Origin of the sequence: Parasutterella secunda, assembly GCF_016901835.1 — a bacterium.
In the GTDB taxonomy this organism is placed as follows: domain Bacteria; phylum Pseudomonadota; class Gammaproteobacteria; order Burkholderiales; family Burkholderiaceae_F; genus Aphodousia; species Aphodousia faecavium.
This window is the reverse complement of record NZ_JACJKX010000009.1, coordinates 61,284-78,927: the sequence shown is the minus strand read 5'-3', so window position 1 is coordinate 78,927 and position 17,644 is coordinate 61,284. Positions and strand designations below refer to the sequence as shown.

At 50.3% G+C, this 17,644-nt stretch carries 20 protein-coding genes; 1 reads left to right on the top strand and 19 read right to left on the bottom strand.

Annotated elements, in window-relative coordinates:
- The first annotated feature begins 106 nt into the window (after window positions 1-106).
- On the top strand, window positions 107-517 hold the full coding sequence (locus tag H5985_RS06065; protein WP_205050420.1) for a hypothetical protein: 411 nt from the start codon (window positions 107-109) through the stop codon (window positions 515-517).
- Between the two features lie 335 nt (window positions 518-852).
- On the opposite strand, the gene pepE is transcribed toward H5985_RS06065, so the two are convergent.
- From pepE to H5985_RS05970, 19 genes are all read right to left on the bottom strand, one after another.
- Window positions 853-1,719, bottom strand: a complete 867-nt coding sequence (pepE, locus tag H5985_RS06060) for a dipeptidase PepE (protein ID WP_205050419.1) — start codon at window positions 1,717-1,719, stop codon at window positions 853-855.
- A 164-nt stretch (window positions 1,720-1,883) separates the two neighbouring features.
- Complete coding sequence (locus H5985_RS06055) at window positions 1,884-2,792, bottom strand: hypothetical protein (protein WP_205050418.1); 909 nt, start codon at window positions 2,790-2,792, stop codon at window positions 1,884-1,886.
- Between the two features lie 2 nt (window positions 2,793-2,794).
- Window positions 2,795-3,868 (bottom strand): class I SAM-dependent methyltransferase, encoded by a 1,074-nt coding sequence (locus H5985_RS06050; protein WP_205050417.1) that lies wholly within the window; start codon window positions 3,866-3,868, stop codon window positions 2,795-2,797.
- A complete protein-coding gene (locus tag H5985_RS06045) occupies window positions 3,865-4,461 on the bottom strand; it encodes a 4'-phosphopantetheinyl transferase family protein (protein WP_205050416.1) in 597 nt (198 codons plus the stop codon). Before H5985_RS06045 ends, H5985_RS06050 begins: the two co-directional genes overlap by 4 nt.
- Complete coding sequence (locus H5985_RS06040) at window positions 4,458-5,693, bottom strand: beta-ketoacyl-ACP synthase (RefSeq protein ID WP_205050415.1); 1,236 nt, start codon at window positions 5,691-5,693, stop codon at window positions 4,458-4,460. Before H5985_RS06040 ends, H5985_RS06045 begins: the two co-directional genes overlap by 4 nt.
- Window positions 5,690-6,430: a 3-oxoacyl-ACP reductase FabG gene (gene fabG / locus H5985_RS06035; RefSeq protein WP_205050414.1), complete on the bottom strand. Its 741-nt coding sequence runs from the start codon at window positions 6,428-6,430 to the stop codon at window positions 5,690-5,692. The genes H5985_RS06040 and fabG overlap by 4 nt, the downstream gene beginning before the upstream one ends.
- A complete protein-coding gene (locus tag H5985_RS06030; protein ID WP_205050413.1) occupies window positions 6,431-6,886 on the bottom strand; it encodes a hotdog family protein in 456 nt (151 codons plus the stop codon).
- Window positions 6,873-8,054 (bottom strand): beta-ketoacyl synthase N-terminal-like domain-containing protein, encoded by a 1,182-nt coding sequence (locus H5985_RS06025; protein ID WP_205050412.1) that lies wholly within the window; start codon window positions 8,052-8,054, stop codon window positions 6,873-6,875. The genes H5985_RS06030 and H5985_RS06025 overlap by 14 nt, the downstream gene beginning before the upstream one ends.
- Window positions 8,051-8,656 (bottom strand): DUF3261 domain-containing protein, encoded by a 606-nt coding sequence (locus H5985_RS06020; RefSeq protein ID WP_205050411.1) that lies wholly within the window; start codon window positions 8,654-8,656, stop codon window positions 8,051-8,053. The genes H5985_RS06025 and H5985_RS06020 overlap by 4 nt, the downstream gene beginning before the upstream one ends.
- Window positions 8,646-10,931, bottom strand: coding sequence for an MMPL family transporter (locus tag H5985_RS06015; RefSeq protein ID WP_205050410.1), 2,286 nt, complete (start codon window positions 10,929-10,931; stop codon window positions 8,646-8,648). Before H5985_RS06015 ends, H5985_RS06020 begins: the two co-directional genes overlap by 11 nt.
- The gene (locus H5985_RS06010; protein ID WP_205050409.1) at window positions 10,928-11,539 is read right to left on the bottom strand and encodes a LolA-related protein; all 612 of its coding nucleotides are present in this window, start codon (window positions 11,537-11,539) and stop codon (window positions 10,928-10,930) included. The genes H5985_RS06015 and H5985_RS06010 overlap by 4 nt, the downstream gene beginning before the upstream one ends.
- Window positions 11,536-12,486, bottom strand: coding sequence for an LpxL/LpxP family acyltransferase (locus H5985_RS06005; protein ID WP_205050408.1), 951 nt, complete (start codon window positions 12,484-12,486; stop codon window positions 11,536-11,538). Before H5985_RS06005 ends, H5985_RS06010 begins: the two co-directional genes overlap by 4 nt.
- Complete coding sequence (locus H5985_RS06000) at window positions 12,473-13,216, bottom strand: glycosyltransferase family 2 protein (RefSeq protein ID WP_205050407.1); 744 nt, start codon at window positions 13,214-13,216, stop codon at window positions 12,473-12,475. Before H5985_RS06000 ends, H5985_RS06005 begins: the two co-directional genes overlap by 14 nt.
- A 6-nt stretch (window positions 13,217-13,222) precedes the next feature.
- Entirely contained in the window at window positions 13,223-14,914 is a 1,692-nt protein-coding gene (locus tag H5985_RS05995; protein WP_205050406.1) for an ApeI family dehydratase, read from the bottom strand.
- 99 nt (window positions 14,915-15,013) lie between these two features.
- A complete protein-coding gene (locus H5985_RS05990) occupies window positions 15,014-15,556 on the bottom strand; it encodes a COG4648 family protein (RefSeq protein WP_205050405.1) in 543 nt (180 codons plus the stop codon).
- Window positions 15,557-15,566: 10 nt separating this feature from the next.
- A complete protein-coding gene (locus tag H5985_RS05985) occupies window positions 15,567-15,827 on the bottom strand; it encodes an acyl carrier protein (protein ID WP_205050404.1) in 261 nt (86 codons plus the stop codon).
- A gap of 9 nt (window positions 15,828-15,836) precedes the next feature.
- Window positions 15,837-16,103 (bottom strand): phosphopantetheine-binding protein, encoded by a 267-nt coding sequence (locus H5985_RS05980; protein WP_205050403.1) that lies wholly within the window; start codon window positions 16,101-16,103, stop codon window positions 15,837-15,839.
- 21 nt (window positions 16,104-16,124) lie between these two features.
- Window positions 16,125-16,892: a lysophospholipid acyltransferase family protein gene (locus H5985_RS05975; protein WP_205050402.1), complete on the bottom strand. Its 768-nt coding sequence runs from the start codon at window positions 16,890-16,892 to the stop codon at window positions 16,125-16,127.
- Window positions 16,886-17,632, bottom strand: coding sequence for a beta-ketoacyl synthase chain length factor (locus H5985_RS05970; protein WP_205050401.1), 747 nt, complete (start codon window positions 17,630-17,632; stop codon window positions 16,886-16,888). Before H5985_RS05970 ends, H5985_RS05975 begins: the two co-directional genes overlap by 7 nt.
- Between the last annotated feature and the right edge of the window lie 12 nt (window positions 17,633-17,644).

Below are 17,644 nucleotides of genomic sequence, written 5' to 3'. Positions count from 1 at the left end.
GTTCTGGGATACAATGCTCCGGACGATGTTTTCAACCGAGCGTTGAAACGATATCGAAGAAGATATCAACAGTCTCTGTCGGAATTAAAGTGATAGTCTAAATCCGATGAGAAAATTGCACTTCGTACTTGATACCGGGAAAAATAATCGGTTAAAAATTATCCTTTATCCGATCGTCTGTCTTTTTTCGATTACGTACTTTTGGGTTTCAGGACAATATCTCGATGCTCTCGGTTTCACACTCATTCACTTTTATGGTCTGCATCCTTTAACCATCATGATCGTTTCGATTTTTCTCTCATATCAAAATGAAATCGGAAAGTGGTGTTTCATTTTTGCTATCTTTTGCGGGATTTGCTTGATGGGAACGGAGTATCTGACATTCAGCCTTTCAAACATGATGACTTTTAGCGTGATCAATCGTCCGGAATTAATGCTGATACCTATTGGTGCTGCGGTATCGTTTTTTGGAGAGTTATTGGGTTTTATCGTCAAACAAGTAATAAAGAGAACGTAGGATTAAGTCAGGAGTGCAATTTCCTCATCGAATCTGAACCGGTACTTTCATTCCGACTGAAAGATGATATCGTCACTGATATCGTTTTGGCTCTCAGTTAAAAATTTGTATTAGACCTATCTCTCATCAATTGCACTTCGTCTTTTAATCCGCGTTTGAAAAAGCAGTGACTGAAAACCGCCTTTTTATTGGACATTCGAACAATAATCCTTCGTTTCTTGGTTATGAGAGCACAATTTGTTTGAATGATTTTAAATTGTATGCAGAGCTGAAAAAAGCGGCGGTCCCGGAATCCAATCCTCAACCGCCGCCTGTTCAGTTAATACTGAATCAGATTAGAGCTTGCCGCCCGGAACGATCTTACGAACGTCAAACTTCGTACCTAACGGAATACGTTCGAGCTTCATGCCCTTGGGAGCCTGACGGAACCAGTAAAGGGCTTCGCTGTCCTTCGGACCGATCACTTCGCAGTCGTATTCACCCGTCACAAACAAGGCCGTGCCTTCGGGCAAACCGATCACTTCTTCGTCCTTGTTGTACCAGAGGAATTCTTCCAAACGGTCTTCACGGGTTTCGTTATTCAAACCTTGCGTACCGCCGGAGATGAAGTGCGGGTTGGTTTGGAACGGGATGAAACCGAAGGTGTTGAAAGAAGGCGGTTCGGCGATCGGCATATCGTTCGTCGTACGCAATGTCGGGCAAGCAACGTTACCGCCCGCGGACCAGCCGCAGTAGGGGATACCGGCATTGACGCGTTCACGGATCAAATCGATGATACCGGCTTCGTACATTCTGGTGACCAAAGCCCAGGTGTTACCACCGCCGACAGCGATAGCCTTGGCTTCACGAACAGCCTTTTGCGGATCTTTGAAGCGATGGATACCGACGATCTTGTGGCCGTAGGCCTTGAAGGCATCCTGAACTTGCTTTTCGTAGTCGTCGTACGTGCCGGCTACCTTGGCATACGGGATGAAAAGAATTTCGTACTTTTCTTTGCCGAAGAGGCGTTCGTATTGGTCGCCTGCAAAGTCCAGATAACCGGAATTGTGGTAGCGCGAGCTCGATTGAATCAACACACGGCGCTTCGGGCTGACTTTCATCGGTTTGAGCGGCGTTTTTTGCTTGGCTTGAGCCACAGTGCTCACCATGGCAGCGGCGCCCAATAATGTTGCAGACAAAATATCACGACGGCTGACAGTCATTTTTTTCTCCTTTTTCAGGCAAACAGAAACTAATTAAAAATACCTACTGTGTTTGCCTTAGATGAGGATACGCTGACTGCTATACAGCCACTACTGGTGCTAACCCTATAGAAATGTTCAAAGAAAGATATCCGGTTTGGAGTACGTCTGAAGGACGGTCTGACTCATGGCAGAAGATATTCGTGCATGGAATCTAAGATGGCGGTTGCAATGGCAGCAGTGGTTTTAGTGGTGGATTTATTGACAAGGCCGCTTACACCTGAGGTATCCACTCGGGTTGAAACATCGATAATGCAGATCGGGCGGCTGAATCGATCGGCGATTTTGGCCTGCACCTGAAGCTGGCGGTGCGAGTCGGCAAGCCCAAGAAAGTCGAGAACAGATGTGCGGCTGTGCTCGTAAGTGTTGATGAATTCAATATTAAGTTGATAGTCAGCATTTCGATTGGCGTAAAGACTGTAGTCCGAGAGGTATTCGGTCATGCGCCGGTACATAGAGTCTTTTAACTGAGACGGGACGCTCGGGTCATATCGGATATGGACGGAAAATTTGGAATTCGATTTCAACCGAATAGGGGAAGCCGCCCAGGCAAAGGCTCGCGTGGTGTAACGTTTGGCCTGGAAAATCAAGCCTTCTTCTGCTGTTCGTACCGATTCATATCGGGGGCAACGATCGATAGACGGGGAGCTGTTGTCGCCGCCCTTGGCATAACGGAGGCGGTTTTTGATGTTTTGATCAAGCTCGTTAATCCGATTGTTTACTGCTCGGTGGACTTTCCCGTTGCCTTCGATGAGGTTTGTGTACAAAAGATTGGGTTTGATGGAGTAGCCGCGTGAACTGTAGTCAATATCGGCAAAGATTTTCCACTTTTTGTGTGTGAGGTCGGCCCTTAATTGACCGGGGGCTACTTCGCAGATATTCCAATTATTGTTAATGGCAGTATTGACAATGGTGTTTTTGAGCTTTCCCGCATCAACGCCTTGGGTTGTGGTATGAAAAAGCTGCGGAGCCCGGGCACTTGTGCACCCGGCCAGTACCGCGATAAAAGCAAGGGAAAGCGCAACCTTTTTCATAATCAGCCGCAAATGTAAAGTGAATGACCGACACCGATCGGTTCATGAACCGATTCAACAACAAGACCGCTCTCATTAATGATGCCTTGTAATTCCTCCGAAGAAAAGAATTTGGAATTGCCGTTTGCAAGGCAGCTGAAATACAAAGAGCTACAGGCGATACTTAAAGTCGCTGCCCGATTGCGCTGATGGTCAACGAGCGGCTCCAAAATAGCGACCGTCGCGCCGTTTTGCCGGGCCAAATTCTTCACCCGCTTGAGGATACTAACGGCTTCTGCCCGACTGAAGCAATCCAAGAATTGACTCATCCAGATAAGGTCAACCTTCTCTTTAATAAGTGGTTGAGCGTCGGGATCAAGCCAATTGATCGGAACCGTGTCAATGCGATCCTGAAGGGACTTTAAATCCGGATTTTGACGCATGAGCTCAATTTGTTCGGGTAAATCCACAATGCAGGCTCGGCTCTCGGGCCAGGTCGCCAACGCCTTTTTGGTAAAGCGTCCGGTATTGCCCCCGATATCGACAAAATAGCGTACCGGCCGGGTTTTCAGAATATTCAGAGCCGCCTGATAGGCGCTGTCGGAGTGGAAGTGATCAAAGGCAAACCAGGCCTTGCGACTATCCTTCGGCAGGTCTTTGAGGTGCGGATAAATGGTCTGCCAATTCGCATCGTATTCTTTCAGGCCCGCCGCCCGTCCGGTTTTAAGGGCTTCAAGCGTGTGTTTTAACGGGGCGTAGTTAACCCGGTCGGAAAAATCAAAATTGACTTCCGTCATGCGGTCATAGATCAGACATTCACCGACGCGGCTTAACCGATAGGCGTGGTTTTCATCGCATTCAATGACCTCGGAAGCAGCAAGAATATCGCACAGAACAGTAACCGCGTATTGACTTAACTTGGTCTTTTGAGCCAAAGCATCAATACTTAAAGCCGTCTCACTTTCTCCTAATGCCTGAAGTAGGCCTGACTCTTTGGCCGCTACAACAGCCTGGAACACAAAGGGAGCAAAAGCGATGGACTGGGCTTTTTCAAAAGCCTGAAGAATTTCAATTTTGCGCTGCGTTAAGGTCATCATTGTATTTCCAGTTCGTCAGTCAGGACGTTATTGAGGCGTATGACGCGTGCGGACTCCCGACTGTCGTAGAGGGCACACAGGGCTACAGGGGGATTGTCTGCGAAGTTTTCCCAAAGTGTTCGGTATTGTTTCTGGTCGACACTCGGGACATTGAGTTTGATGCTGCACTCTTCTTCGCACCAGGCACGATAAAAAGCCTCACGATCGGTGAGTGCCTCATCCGACACATTCGGATGAGAAAATAGGGGAGCGAGGGCGGCAAAATCGCGCTCGATCATGACTTCCATGTCGACAGCCACCGGAAAACGCGACAGTGCCAAAGCAAAATAGTGATCGGAATGAGTCAGGGCCGTGTAAAAGCGACCCTTTTCACTTTCAATCGGATGGTGGGGAGAGCCCTGAGGAAAATCTTCATCGTAGCGTGTGGCTCGAAGTTTCTTAATCAGGCGGTTATAGAGCACGCGTGAATACAGGTACTGCCGGGCACGGATGGGGCGACTCAAACGAGCGTACCGCTCGGTTTGTCCGGGAGTCAGTAAGCTTCGGGCTATTTTGTCCTCCCGGAAATCGAAGTCGCACCGGAAAATGATCATTTTTCAAACCGCTTGAAAATCAAAGACGTATTGATGCCGCCGAAAGCAAAGTTGTTGCTCATGACCGCATTGCACTGAATCGAACGTCCTGTATTCATGATGTAATCGAGTTTTCCGCACCGCTCATCAACCCTTGTGAGATTAATGGTGGGCGCAAACCACCCTTCTCGCATCATTTCAATAGAAAGCCAGGATTCCAGCGCTCCGCAAGCACCTAATGTATGGCCCATGTAGCTTTTAAGTGTCGAGACGGGAACGCGGTCACCGAAAACCGCAGCCGTTGCCTGACTTTCTGCAATGTCGCCTGAGATGGTTGCCGTGCCGTGCGCATTGATGTAGCCGATGTCGCTTTCGGTCATTGCTGCATCCCTCAAAGCTTCACGCATCACTTCAGCCATTTTGACCGAGTCGGGATTGGTGATGTGTTTGCCGTCGGAGTTGGTCGCAAAACCCGCGACTTCAGCGTAAATCGGAGCCTTTCTTTCGAGGGCACTTTCAAGACTTTCCAAAATGAGCGTGCAGGCGCCCTCTCCTAAAACCAGACCGTCACGCTCGGCATCAAAGGGGCGGGGCGAGTGAGCCGGATCGTCATTGTGGCCCGTGGAAGTCGCAAAGAGGGTATCGAAAATCGCCGTATTGGCAACCGAGCATTCTTCAGAGCCCCCGGCAATCATTGCGCGTTGGTAGCCGTTTTTGATGGCCTCGTAGGCGTAGCCCACGGCTTGGCTGCCTGAGGTGCACGCGCTTGTGGTGGTAATGACGCGCCCCGTAATCGAAAAGAGCACCCCGATATTGACGGCACTTGTGTGCGACATAAAGCGCACGTAAGTGGTGGCGTTTAACCCACGGGTCGTGTGTTCATGAAGCAGTGCTGCGATTTCTTCAAAGGATTTCGGGTCGCCTGCGCAGGACCCGTAAGCAATTCCCATTTCTCCTTCATGGATCCAATCGGCATCGATGAGTCCTGCGTCTTTTAAGGCAAGTTCTGCCGTACGGCAGGCCATGATGCTGTTGCGTGACATGCTTCGCATGCTGCGCCGGGTAAAGCGCTCGGAGAGTTCAAAAGGTGCTGCCGGTGCCGCTAAAAGGGAATTGAGTCCTTCGACGACCTCCCATTCCTTCATATAGCGGATTGCATTGGTATAACTTTGCAATTTGGCAAAAACGCTCGGCCAATCACATCCCAAGGGACTGATGCCTGCCATGCCTGTGACCACGACTCGATGCGTCATCCGTGCAATCCTCCATCAATTTCAATGACTGAGCGGGTGATGTAGCCGGCCTCGTCCGACATTAAAAACGCAACCGCTCCTGCCACTTCATGAGGCTGCCCGACTCGCTTCATCGGAATGAGGGGGAGAGCGTGTTCAGTCACAAAATCATCGACCATATCTGTTTGAATTAAGCCCGGTGCGACGGCGTTTACTGTAATTCGGCGACTGGCAAGCTCTAAAGCCAATGCTTTTGTTGCACCGATCAGGGCTGCTTTGGCAGCCGAGTAATTAACCTGTCCGCGGTTACCCATCACGCCGGAAATCGAGGAGACGGTGACAATACGGCCGCCCTTTCTTGCCCGAACCATGGGCATCACAAGGGGCTGAACGACGTTATAAAATCCCTGGAGATTTGTTTCAATGACCTCATCCCAAACTTCAGGCTCCATCCCTGCAAAGGTCACATCGTGCGAGATGCCGGCATTGACGACAAGCCCCCAGTACATGCCGTGCGTTTCAATGTCTTCGGTCAATATTTTCCGGACCGATTCGCGGTTGCGGATATCAAAGGTGAGGACTCGGACGTTGGCACCAGCCTCTTTAACCAGTGCTTGAGTTTCTTCTAAAGCGGGGCTCATCGATTTCCCGTGCAAAACGATGTCGTACCCGTCTTGCGCGAGACGCAGCGCGCAGGCCCTGCCGATTCCTCGGGAGGAACCTGTGATCAGAACGGTTTTATGGTGTTCGGAAGGCATTTAATTCTCTGCTAAAAACTGTTCGGGGTTTTTCGGTTCAAAGGCATTGATGGCAGCTTTGGCTAACAGCTGCCCGTTGCAATAGGCTTCACATTGAAATTGAGCGACGCCGTCCTCAACGCTTACGAAGATGCGGGAGGCTTTGCAGGTGAGAACACTTCCCACCGCCACGTGATCGGTCAAAAGATCAAGGCGGCGGGTGCCTAGCAAAAAGCCCACCGGGGGCGGCAAGCCCTTTTGTCTGGCATTCCAGCTTGTCCACATCGCCATGGTCTGAGCCATGTATTCAATGAGAACCCAACTGCCCACAACGCCGTGATCGGAAAAGAGGTTGTCGTCTCTAACCGTCGCGCGGCCGATCAGGGTGTTTTCATCTCCCTCAATGGCTTCATCCATTAAGAGCATGCCGGCCCGATGAGGTAAAAGCTCTGATGCAGGCAGGTTAATCGGTTGCATGGGTCACTCGCTTAATCAGTAAAACGGCGTTATTGCCGCCGAAAGCAAAACTGTTGCAAAGTGCGCTTGTTAAAGACGGCAGAGCCTTGCTTTCAGTCATCAATCGTATTGTAGCCAGACGGGGATCGACCGTGTCTTCAATCAGATTGGCGGGCAGCAGCTTTTCACGCATGGCCAAAAGAGTCGCAGCCACACTTAAAGCGCCGGCACCTCCCAACGTGTGTCCGGTGATCGCTTTGGTGGAACTCACAAATGCGTCAGGCGCCACATCGTGAATCGCCAAGGCTTCCATTTCATCGTTTTTCACGGTGCCCGTACCGTGGGCGCAGACGTAGTCGGGACTCACAACCTGCCCCATTTCGAGCGCTTTTTGCATGGCCGCTTTGACAGACGTGGCTTTCGGGTCAGGGGAAGAAATGTGGTACGCATCGCTAGTTTCCCCCCAGCCCGCCAGTTCAAATTCGGAAGGCTCGCGGCTTAAGATAAAAAGCGCACCGCCTTCGGCTAAATTGATGCCGTCTCGATGCTCGCCAAAGGGTTGAGCCATATCCGAGGATAACGCCCCGAGAGAGCCGAATCCTGCCAAGGTAAAGCGGCTTAAGGCATCCATTCCGCCGCAAAGCGCAGCGTCAATCACTCCGTTTTTAATGAGCCTGGCGGCAGAGGCTAAAGCTTTGGTTGAAGATGTGCAGGCCGTTGAAATAACTTCGCAGGGGCCTTTGACGGGAAAAATGTTTGAGAGGGCCCGTGCGGGATTAAACATTTCAAGATCGGTGTCTCTGAAGCGGCCGTCCGTTTTGTTTTCTAAGAAAAAGCGTTCGGTTTCTGTCATACCAGCCACCGACGTGCCGATGATGATGCCGACGCGATGCTCGCTGTATCGATCGATGAGCGCCAGGAGGGGCTCCTGAAGCTTAAGCGCCAAGGTCGCGGCGATTCGATTGCCCCGTCCCCAGCGAAGGTGCTGACGTTTAAAAGACGTTTCAAGCGTCTTTTCACTTAAAAGGAGCGAGTCGTCAATCGCACCGAAGCGAACGCGAGTTTCGTCAATGGTTTTGACAAAGGGAAAAGATTGTCGGCGATCGGCAAAAAGAGCCTTGCGGTAGCCGTCATTGTCTCCTGCAAAGCTCAAGCTCTCCCATTCGTGAATGTAGACGCGGTGAGTCATTTGACGGGACTCGATTCAATGATCAAGCGATAGCGGTGAAGGTGATTGACTAAAACGGCAGTACCTGTTGCACTCATCGGAGCCGCTCCGTTTTGATAAGTCACTTCAATTGCTGGCGAGGTCTTACCCGGCATAAAAAAGGTTCGGGCGTTTGCCGCTTCGGTCAGAGTCCAGCCCTTTAATTGTCTTGTGATCGTTTCTTTAGGCCAGTAGACCATAGCGAGGTCCCGCAGGAGGTATTGAGCTTGCATTTCTTGAGGGACGTGATCGCTACGCTCTTCGGTAATGACCATACCGTCGTAGTCAATCTGCCAGACGGTGGTGCCTAAAGCAACTAAGGCTACTTTCATAGATTTTCTGTCGGCGCTCACCATGGCATCAAAATCAGCCGATTTGGCCTCGATCCGATCGTTTCCGATTTCTGCGTGAATATGCTGAAAAGCGTTAAAAGGTTGATTTAACGCAGAAATCACCGGAACCACAGTAGGAATGGCGGCGGTTACGGGGCTTTCTTCGCTCATAAAGCCCTGCCAAAGTGAGCAGCCACTTAAACTGAGTGCGAGCGCCGCACAGCAGGCGCTTCGAATAATTTTAGTCTTCACTGTATCTCCTCAATGCCGGTGTCAGGCACCAGATGATCAATTCGCCTGCCATGACGCAAAGGCCGAAACTTCTCAGTGCCGGGGTTGAAGAAAAGGCTAACAGTCCGAATGATAACAGTGTTGTAAGTACCGCAAATGTAATGGCTGCAACCGTATGTAAATTGCCTTGGGGGTTGGCCGTGAGAAAAATCCCGTAATCTAGCCCCAGCCCCAGAAGCAGCACGCAGGCAAGAAGAGAAAACAGGCTCAGACCGATTCCCATCCAGCCGAAAAGGGCAAGCGTGAGCGCAATACCTAAAAAGCACGGTAAATACGCGCGCCAAGCTTCTTTTTTAAAGAAAACCGTGAGAATGATGACCGTGCAGGCCATAGCCGCTGCCAGAAGCCAGGCAATTTTTTCGCAGTACAGACTTAAGAGTTCGGAAATTTGCTCGGGATAATTGCGCCAGTAAACGCCTTCGTCAGGAAGAGCCAAGGATTTCACCGAATCGATATTGGCTGAATTTAAACCCCTGACCAAAATCAGCGCACTCACGCCTGACTCATCCCGGATAAGAGGGGGAAGGACCCCCAAAGGCGAGAGTTCACGCGCCAGATCTTCGTAGCGCATGCTTTCTTTGGCCGTACAGTCAGGGCCGGCTCCGAGCATGGACTGAAGGGGGGCTGCGACCGCCAGGCACGCCTCACGTTTGAGTTGCCCGTCTTTCTTGGCTTTGGAGTCTGAGGCTATCCAATCGGCAGTCGTTGAGAAAGTGACCCCGGGAATATTGGCCTTATGGATAGCCATTTTGAGCGCCTCTTCTTTTTCTAAAAGATCATCAAGCGTCTGAGCTTTTATTACGAAGTACTGAGACAGGGACGGAGCGTTTAAGAGTTTTGCCGTTTTCTCCGCGTCTTTAAGTAATGTTTGAGGCGCGTTATTGAGATCGGCAAGCGTGGTCCGAAGCTCAAGCTGCGGCAGGCCAGTGGCTAAAAAGAGAAGGGCGGCGAGACTCACGCACCAGCGGGTTTTTGCCGACACGGTGGCGAATGACGGTAAAGTGCTTAAAAAAGAGGCAAGCTGCAGCAAGCGTTTTCTGAACATAAAGGCCGTTCGGTTTAAAAGCGGCAGCCACAAAACAACCGCTGCGTAGGCCGCGATGACGCCCGAGACACAAAATAGTGCCATCTGCGAGAGTCCCGGAAACGGCGTGCAGGCCATAAGCGCAAAACCGACCGCGGTTGAGATGAGAGCCAGCGTGAGGCTCGGCAAGAGCCGTTTGATGGTTTTCTCAGACGCTTCATCTTTGGAGAGCCTTGCGCACAGAAAGTGCGAAGAATAGTCTACCGTGATCCCGATAAGAGTCGTGCCGAAGACCAGAGTAATCAGGTGGACTTCTCCCAAAACCGTCACGGTGACAGCCACAGCCATCAACAAAGCCTGGGCGCTTACCGTCAGAATCAAAATGAGTGCCCGAAGGTTGCCGAACCAAAACCAGGTGATGGCGATGATGCCGAGCGTTGATAAAAGCCCGATGACGGTGAGTTCGGTTTGAGCGTCGGATGCCGCAGCGGCAGAAAATAGGGGAAGCCCGGAAATCATCATTTCCTTTCCAGGCAGTCGTTGGGTGAGTTCTGCCTTTAATTGACTGACGGCCGCTTCAACGCCAGCACTATGAGCCATCACTTCACGCCTGTCAACTGTAAAGAAAAAGAGTGCGTAGGTTTTTCCGCCGTCTTCAATTGTCAGAAGGCCGTGTTCGGCCGTTAATTTCCATTGACTCAAGAGCTCTGCCAAACGGTTTTGAGCCACCCCCAAGGGGTCCTCAGCAAAGCTGAAAAACACCGAGCCGACGGGAGAGGTCGCTTTCTGAAGGGCCGTTTGCAAGAGTTCTTCGGGGCCTGCGTTTTCTAAAAAGCTTCTATCCTTTTGAGTCAAACCGCTTTGAGCGACTTCTTTTAAGAGCGAAATCAACTGCTCTTCAGAGCCTTGCAGTTGTGTTTGGGTAAAAGCATCGTGCTCTTTATCCCACTGGCTAATGACCGTTTTCAGTGCAGCAACGTCCTTGGAAGAGTCATGAATTTCAACCGCAAGCGTGACACTGTTTTGATGAAGTGAAGAAAAACGGCTCTGCAGGACCTTTTCCTCGGTCGATACGACCTGATTTTGCGGTAGAAGGTCGATGAGATCGATTTGGGGACGATTCTCACCCATCCAGGTGACGAGCCGGATAAGCGCTGCAAGAACCGCTATAGCCCAAAGGAGTGCTGCAATCAGCCGTTTATTCTGACTCATGGCGTCTCTACCTCTTTAGGCCAATTTTTTATCGCCTGCTGCTCACTTAATTGAATCAATGTGAGTTCTTTGCGTGTACTTTCCAGGCGAATCGTCTCGGGTCTGTCGCGACCCTCAATTTCCATAGAGTGAAAAAGCGCTCCCACGGGAGAGTTTTGTCGCGGGGTCAAGTGCATGCGCCAATGATCGGTGTTGCCCGTGAGTTCAATTTCAAAATCAGCCTGCAGACGGGCCGTTTGCCCGGCAAGCATCCCTAGAATCAGCTCGTTGACTGTTTTCAGATACGGGATCTCCTGACTAGACAGGCGGCTTGTGGCATACTGACTTTTTGAGCGCAGCCCGCCCTCAGAAAAAATGATTGTGTTGGCAAAGGGTTTTTCCGTGACCCAAACGATGCCTCGGTCAAGATCCAGGTAAAACCGGCCTTCGGTTCGCATGGGTTTGGGAAAACCCGAGAGCGTTTTTTCCTGAATAAAGCGGCCGCCGACCATCGAATCTTTACTCAGAAGCTCGGAGAGTTCATCCAAATTCAAAGCAAAGGCTGTGCAGGTCGCACTGAAGGCTAGGATTGCAACGGCCGATTTCAAGCAAAACAACAGACGACTCACGACTTGCTCCAGAAGCGGTAAAAATTAAACCAGTCTAAGGGACTGTGAGAAAGGGCAAGTTCAAGCTCCTGCGCAAAAGCACTCATCAGTCTTTCACAATCCTTTTGGCGATTTTTTCTTGACAGTATCACCTCATCGGCAAGTCCTGCAAAACGCACGTGATAGCAGTTCGTGGCTTTGCGATCAGTCAAGGGGGCTGACTTTTCCCGCCAACAGGTCATGCTCATTAAGGGCATTTTTAAAATATGGGCAAGCACGACGCCGCCTGTCGGGAAATTCGCTTGACTGCCCAAAAAGTCGATTGAAACGACCGACTCGCTCTTGATGGGGACTCGGTCGCCTGCGATAAAGATGAAATACCCCGCCCGGCATTTTTCTTCAAGCTTCATGATGCTCGCAGGATTTAATTCGGTGACTTCCCAAAATTCGAGCTCTTTTAGCGCCTCGGACTTTTCGATTGTTTTGGTAAAGCGGGCGGTGTTTGCGCTGTGAACCAGGGCGACAATCGGCAGATTGTTCATCGAGCCGTGATGCATCAGGGCTTCAAGGCACCCGATGTGGGAGGTGAGCACCACGGCGCCTTTTTTCTCATTGATCAGTTCAGTCATCGCCGCTTCATTTTCGATCACGAGATTTTCGGCATAGTCTTTCGCCCAGACGGCGAGCATTTTATCGAGTATGGTTTCGGCAAAGCGAAACATGTGCTGCAGCGTGGTAAAAAGGCCGGGTGCGGTTTTGAGGTAGCCTGCCCGATAGGCACGGGTAAGATAGTCGCGACTGGCTTCTCGGGATTTAGCATCGGTGGCCCAAATGGAAAAGACCACCGGGGCGAGCGCAAAGCAAAAGGGCAGGCGCCCCAATACCCGGTAAAGGGTAAAGAGGATTCGAATGCCGAGCAGTGAAGTGTGTTCGACCTTATTGGACCAATGATCTTTAGTTATCCGCATGGAAGTGTCTCGCCACAAGTCGGGGCAAGCGAATCAGCATGCCGAAAAAGTTTCTGGCATGCATTTTACTGAGATAAAGGTTTTCAATGGCATGAAAGTGGCTGATGCCGTCAGCCGGATAAAAAATTCTCACAGGCAGATTAATCGGTTTGACCCCGCTCCAGTAAAGCTGCACAAGCACATCGCAGTCAAAATCCATTCTCAATCCGATTCGAGGGGAGCTCGCCAACCACCGGGCGACCGCCTCCATGGGATAAATCCGAAAGCCGCAAAGGGTATCTCGGTAAGCCAAAGACACGGTATTGATGATGACCCAAAAGTCCGTAATCAGTCTGCCCCATTTTCTGGAAGCGGGGACCGAGTCATCGTAGACCGGATAGCCGCAGATGAGTGCACGGGGGTTGTCATCCGACGCTTTTAAAAAGTCCGGAATGGCTCGGGCATCCTGCTGGCCGTCGGCATCAAGCTGAAAAACATGACTGTAGCCCTGATCGATCGCCCAGCGAAAACCGGCCAATACCGCACCGCCTTTACCTGAATTGGCGGCCAAAGTGATAACGTGAACGTGCTCGGAGAGGTCTTGAGCCTCCCGGATTTTTTCTTTGGTATAGGCGTTACTGCCGTCGTCCACAATGACAATATCGTCCCCGTAGGGCAGGCAATTGCGCACCACATCAGCGATGGTATCGGGGTGGTTGTAATTGGGGATGAGAAAAAGCCGTTTAGTCATCTGCCGCTACCGCTTAAAAGCAATTGAAGCACAACTGTATTGGCGCTTACCGTCTGGTGAAGTCATCCGATACTTTAATTTCAGTTGTTCGGTATCGAAGTCAGCCTGCATGACCAAGTCTGTCCCGGGGTGGATCAATGACATGAATTTCAGATTGCTGACACAGGAAACGGAAAGAGGTGTTTTTAAGTATCGCGCCGCCTCTGTAAGCACCATCTGCACCTGCGCCACACCGGGCAGAATGGGCCATTCGGGGAAATGTCCTTCAAAATAGGGCAGTTTCGGATTGGCCTTAAATCGGAGCACAAAGCGGTTACGCTCCATCTCCCAGGCAAAGGGCTCGATGTGGCGGGGATCAAAGAGGTCTTCAAGAGACTTCAGCGTATATTTGCCCTGAGAATTGGTGGGCATCATGGGCTCAAAGCGCCAGCGATGCGGCAGCAGTACCGCTTCAAAACGTTTGCGAAGTCGTCCCTCAATGGCTTTGATCAGCCCCCATTTGCCGGAGAGTAACTTTTCTTGACCGGTTTTACTCGGCACAGCGACAACGGCCAATTCATTGCTTTTCGGTAAAACGAATGCACGAGCCTCGGTGCAATAACCGCTATCAATAATTTCTTGCTCCATGGCGGTGAGGCTCAACCGCTTTTCCTCAATCTTGACAATCCGATCCGTACGGCCCAAAAGGGTAAAGGTTCCGTCTTCGAGCGTTTCAATCCGATCGTTGCCCGTCGTCCAATGAAGGGGATCGAGGCGGCTTGATTTCACCTGAAGAATGCCCTCGTCATTTTTTCCGATCAGGGTGCCGGGCATCGGGTGCCAGCGGCAGGAGTCGGAATCGATAGTTTTGTCTGCGCAAAATCGCCGTTGCCGCCAGGCAATGCCGTCAAGCTCGGTGCTGCCCAGGATTTCAAAAGGGGTTTGTCCGAAGGCCTCTTGGCATAACCCAAGCCCTTCTTCGCTTAAAGGTCCGCCGGAGCTTACGAGACAATCGAGATGCTCACGAACCTCGGCCCAATTTAAATCCAAAGGCAAGCGTTTAAGGTGAGCGGGGCTCGAGATGAGAATCACCGGAGTATTTTCTTTGAGTGCCTGATGAATGCTTTCCGGAAAAACCAGACGTTCTTGAGTTAAAAGTCTTCCGCTTGAGAGTGGCCAGAGCACTGTCCAGAGAAAACCGTAAATATGTTGATGAGAGACCGTGGAAAAGATAATCGCGCCGTTTTGCGGTTTGACCGGAAAGTCAGCATCCAATGTGCCAATGTCAGAGAGCACTTGGGTGAGCGTTTTCAATACTCGTGTGGGCTCTCCCGTGGAGCCCGAGGTAAACATCTCAACTAACGCTTCATCAAGAGTCAGACGCAGGTTTTGGGTAGGAGAGATTACTTCATGTCGGATTACCGGCGTCTCGTCAAAAACGAAAAAATGGCCTTCTTTTTCAAGACGTTGACGGGTAAATTGCGTCATGTCGGTCGGCAAAACCGTGCGCGTGCCGGCGCACCAGGCACCGATCAGGGCAGCTGTGAAGCGGATACGATCGGAACAAAATAAAACCGTGCTTTTAATCCCGGCGGACTCAAAGAAAGCCTTCCAACGGCCGATTGCATTTAAGAGTTCACCTGCGGTCAGAACTTTTGTGTTTTCAATCGCTACCGCAGCATCGGAATCGGAATTTTTCAGTGCCTCTACAATATCCATTTTGTGATTCTATCCAAGTTGCTCCGTGTTGACGGCCTAAGGCGCAATAGGCGACATGCATCCGTTAATTTTAATGTAAGAGGGGATCGGTGAATAGGTTCAGTTTTGATCCGAGGCGATGAAAAACCGCCTGACAATCACTTCTCCGCCTAAGAGCAACCCGATTAAAACATAGGCGATGAAGCCATTGTATAAGGCCCAGATTTCATCTGTTGCGGCAAGTGCCGTCCATAGGGCGATCAGACCGTTTGCAATGAAAAAGCCGCACCAGATAATCGTTAATTTTCGAGTGTAGGCAATAGCCTTGTCAGGTAAATTTTTATCTTTAAGTCTTGCGAGGCGCTCAATGACGCTCGGGGGATTCATCAGACTGAAGGCAAAGGTGCACAAAAGCACACCGTTGACTGCGACCGGGTAAAGTTTTAAAGGCAAAGAGACTTCAGAGAGGAAGCTTGCAGCCCCCAGGCACAGGACAATGACAAAGAAAAGGCCATTGATCCTGATCGGTCTTAAAAAGAGATTGATCAGACACAGCAGGGTAATCAGTACGATTAAAGCATTGAGTCCGAAGTACTGAAGCCCCGCCCAGACAAGGAAAGGGTAGGCGACAGATAAGACAATGCTCGCAATCCGCCGCCACATAACAAAAAGCCTATTCAGGTTTGATTAAAAGCTCGTACAAGCCGTCAACGACGTCGCCTACCGTACGCATCTTATAGAAGTAGGAAGGATCGATTTTGCGTTTCCCAAGCAGGGGCTTGAGTTGAACCAACAGATCAATCGCGTCGATGCTGTCGATTTCCAAATCTTCCATGAGGCGGGCCTCAAGGGTGATTTTGTCCAATTCAATTTCAAACGTTTCGTGCAAAGCCGTTTGCAACTTCTCGAAAATCTGTTCTTTAGTAATAGTCATGGTATTAATTTATTTGACGCGAAACGTTTCCACACACTGAGCCAGAGAATTGATCGTACTGAAATACTGCTGCGTTTCAGCGGCCTCAGCGCTCAAACTGATGCCGTATTTTTTCTTTAATGCCAGACCTAACTCCAAGCCGTCGACGCTGTCGAGTCCGAGCCCCTCTTCTGAAAACAGAGGAATATCGTCTTCGATATCGTCGACTGTCAGGTCTTCAAGATTAAGCGATTGAATAATAAGAGATTTCAGTTCTTGTTTTAAAGCATCAGACATAGTCGATCGTTTAAATGCCAATTATTCGGACAGATCTGGAAATAATACACTAAAAATTTTACGGCTTAATGCGCGAACCCCCTTAGGCGGGGCGCTTCGATAGAGATTTTTAAAGGGTTCAAGATCAATGTCACCCAAAACCGAAAAAGTAAAGTACATGGGCTGATCGGGCACTTCCCACCAATGAGCCCCCTTTGTGAGACTGCGAGGCTCGCAGGTAATTTTGACAATCGTGGGGTTGATACCGCTCTCAAGCGCTGTGAGCATCGCACCGTGTTTGAATTTGGGGCGTTGTCCGGGCGGCGTGCGTGTTCCTTCAGGGAAAATGATGAGACTTGAACCGCTTTTTAACTCTTTGACGCAGTCTTCAATCAATGCGGGACCGCCGTCATTGGTGATGTAGCCTGATGCGTAGAGCGCCCCCCAGGTAAAAGGATTTTTTGCAAGTGTCGACTTTACGATTGCACAGGCATTAGGCACAAACGAAAATAAAAACACGACGTCAATCAGCGTGAGGTGATTGGCGAGAATCAAAAGCCCGGGTCGACGAAGTTTCTCTAAATCCTTACCTTCCCAGTTCAAAATACCGATGGTCTTGATAAAAGCGATGAACGCAGCAAAGGTGTAGTGGATGATTTTTCGGGCAAGAAGCTTGCGCTTTTGGGTATTACGAATCAGTAAAACGGTTCCCGGAAAGATCAGAAACTGGAAAAATACCCCTATTCCACCGAAGACGGTGAACGCGAGGCCCGTGGCCGCAATCCGATAGAGTTTGCCTAATTTCAACATGACTGAGCTTGCGAAGATGTCCGTTTCCAGGTTCGGCCTGATGAAAAGGTGACCGTATCACTTTGATCGGTGATGAACTTTAAGAAATCCATGAGCTCATCAAATTCTGTTCGAGGCGCGGGGCTTTGAATCGCTGTCTCAACGATCGTGCTTTGATCGTTATCTTCTTGAGTGAACAAAACACTGACCGCAAAGGGCGGTAAAAAATCGTCACGGTAGGGTTTAAAAACCTCTGGCGTCTGATCTTCATAAATACAGACAAAGACCTGACGGTATTCACTAAGCAGTGCTTGTGCTTCAGTCAGCGCCGTACCGAAGCAATCCGCGCCACCCGAAAGCGAGGTGACATTACCGTGAAATTGAGTGAACAACGAGAAGAGCCCGCCTATTGCGTTGTGAACGGACGTGGAAAAAACAGTAGGGGAAATCGTTTTTTCTCGGGTGAGCTCTTCGAGCGATTGAACTGTCAGTTGAATGTCACCCCAGCGGGATACAAAAACAAAAGCGCTGTCCGACTCTGTACCGGGATGGGTTTTAAATAGAGGCAACAGCGTGGAAAGGGCAATTTTCCCAAGCCTACTTAGACGGCGACGCTGCATAAGGGGTAACTCCTGAAGCTTAGGAATCACCGGCCCATCAGTAGCTTCACCGACAGGAGACTCTTGACTGAAAAGTTCTTCCGTGTCGGTGATACCGTCTACCCAAAAGGAATAATCAACGGGAAAGAGGCCCTTACCCATGGTACAGCTTCA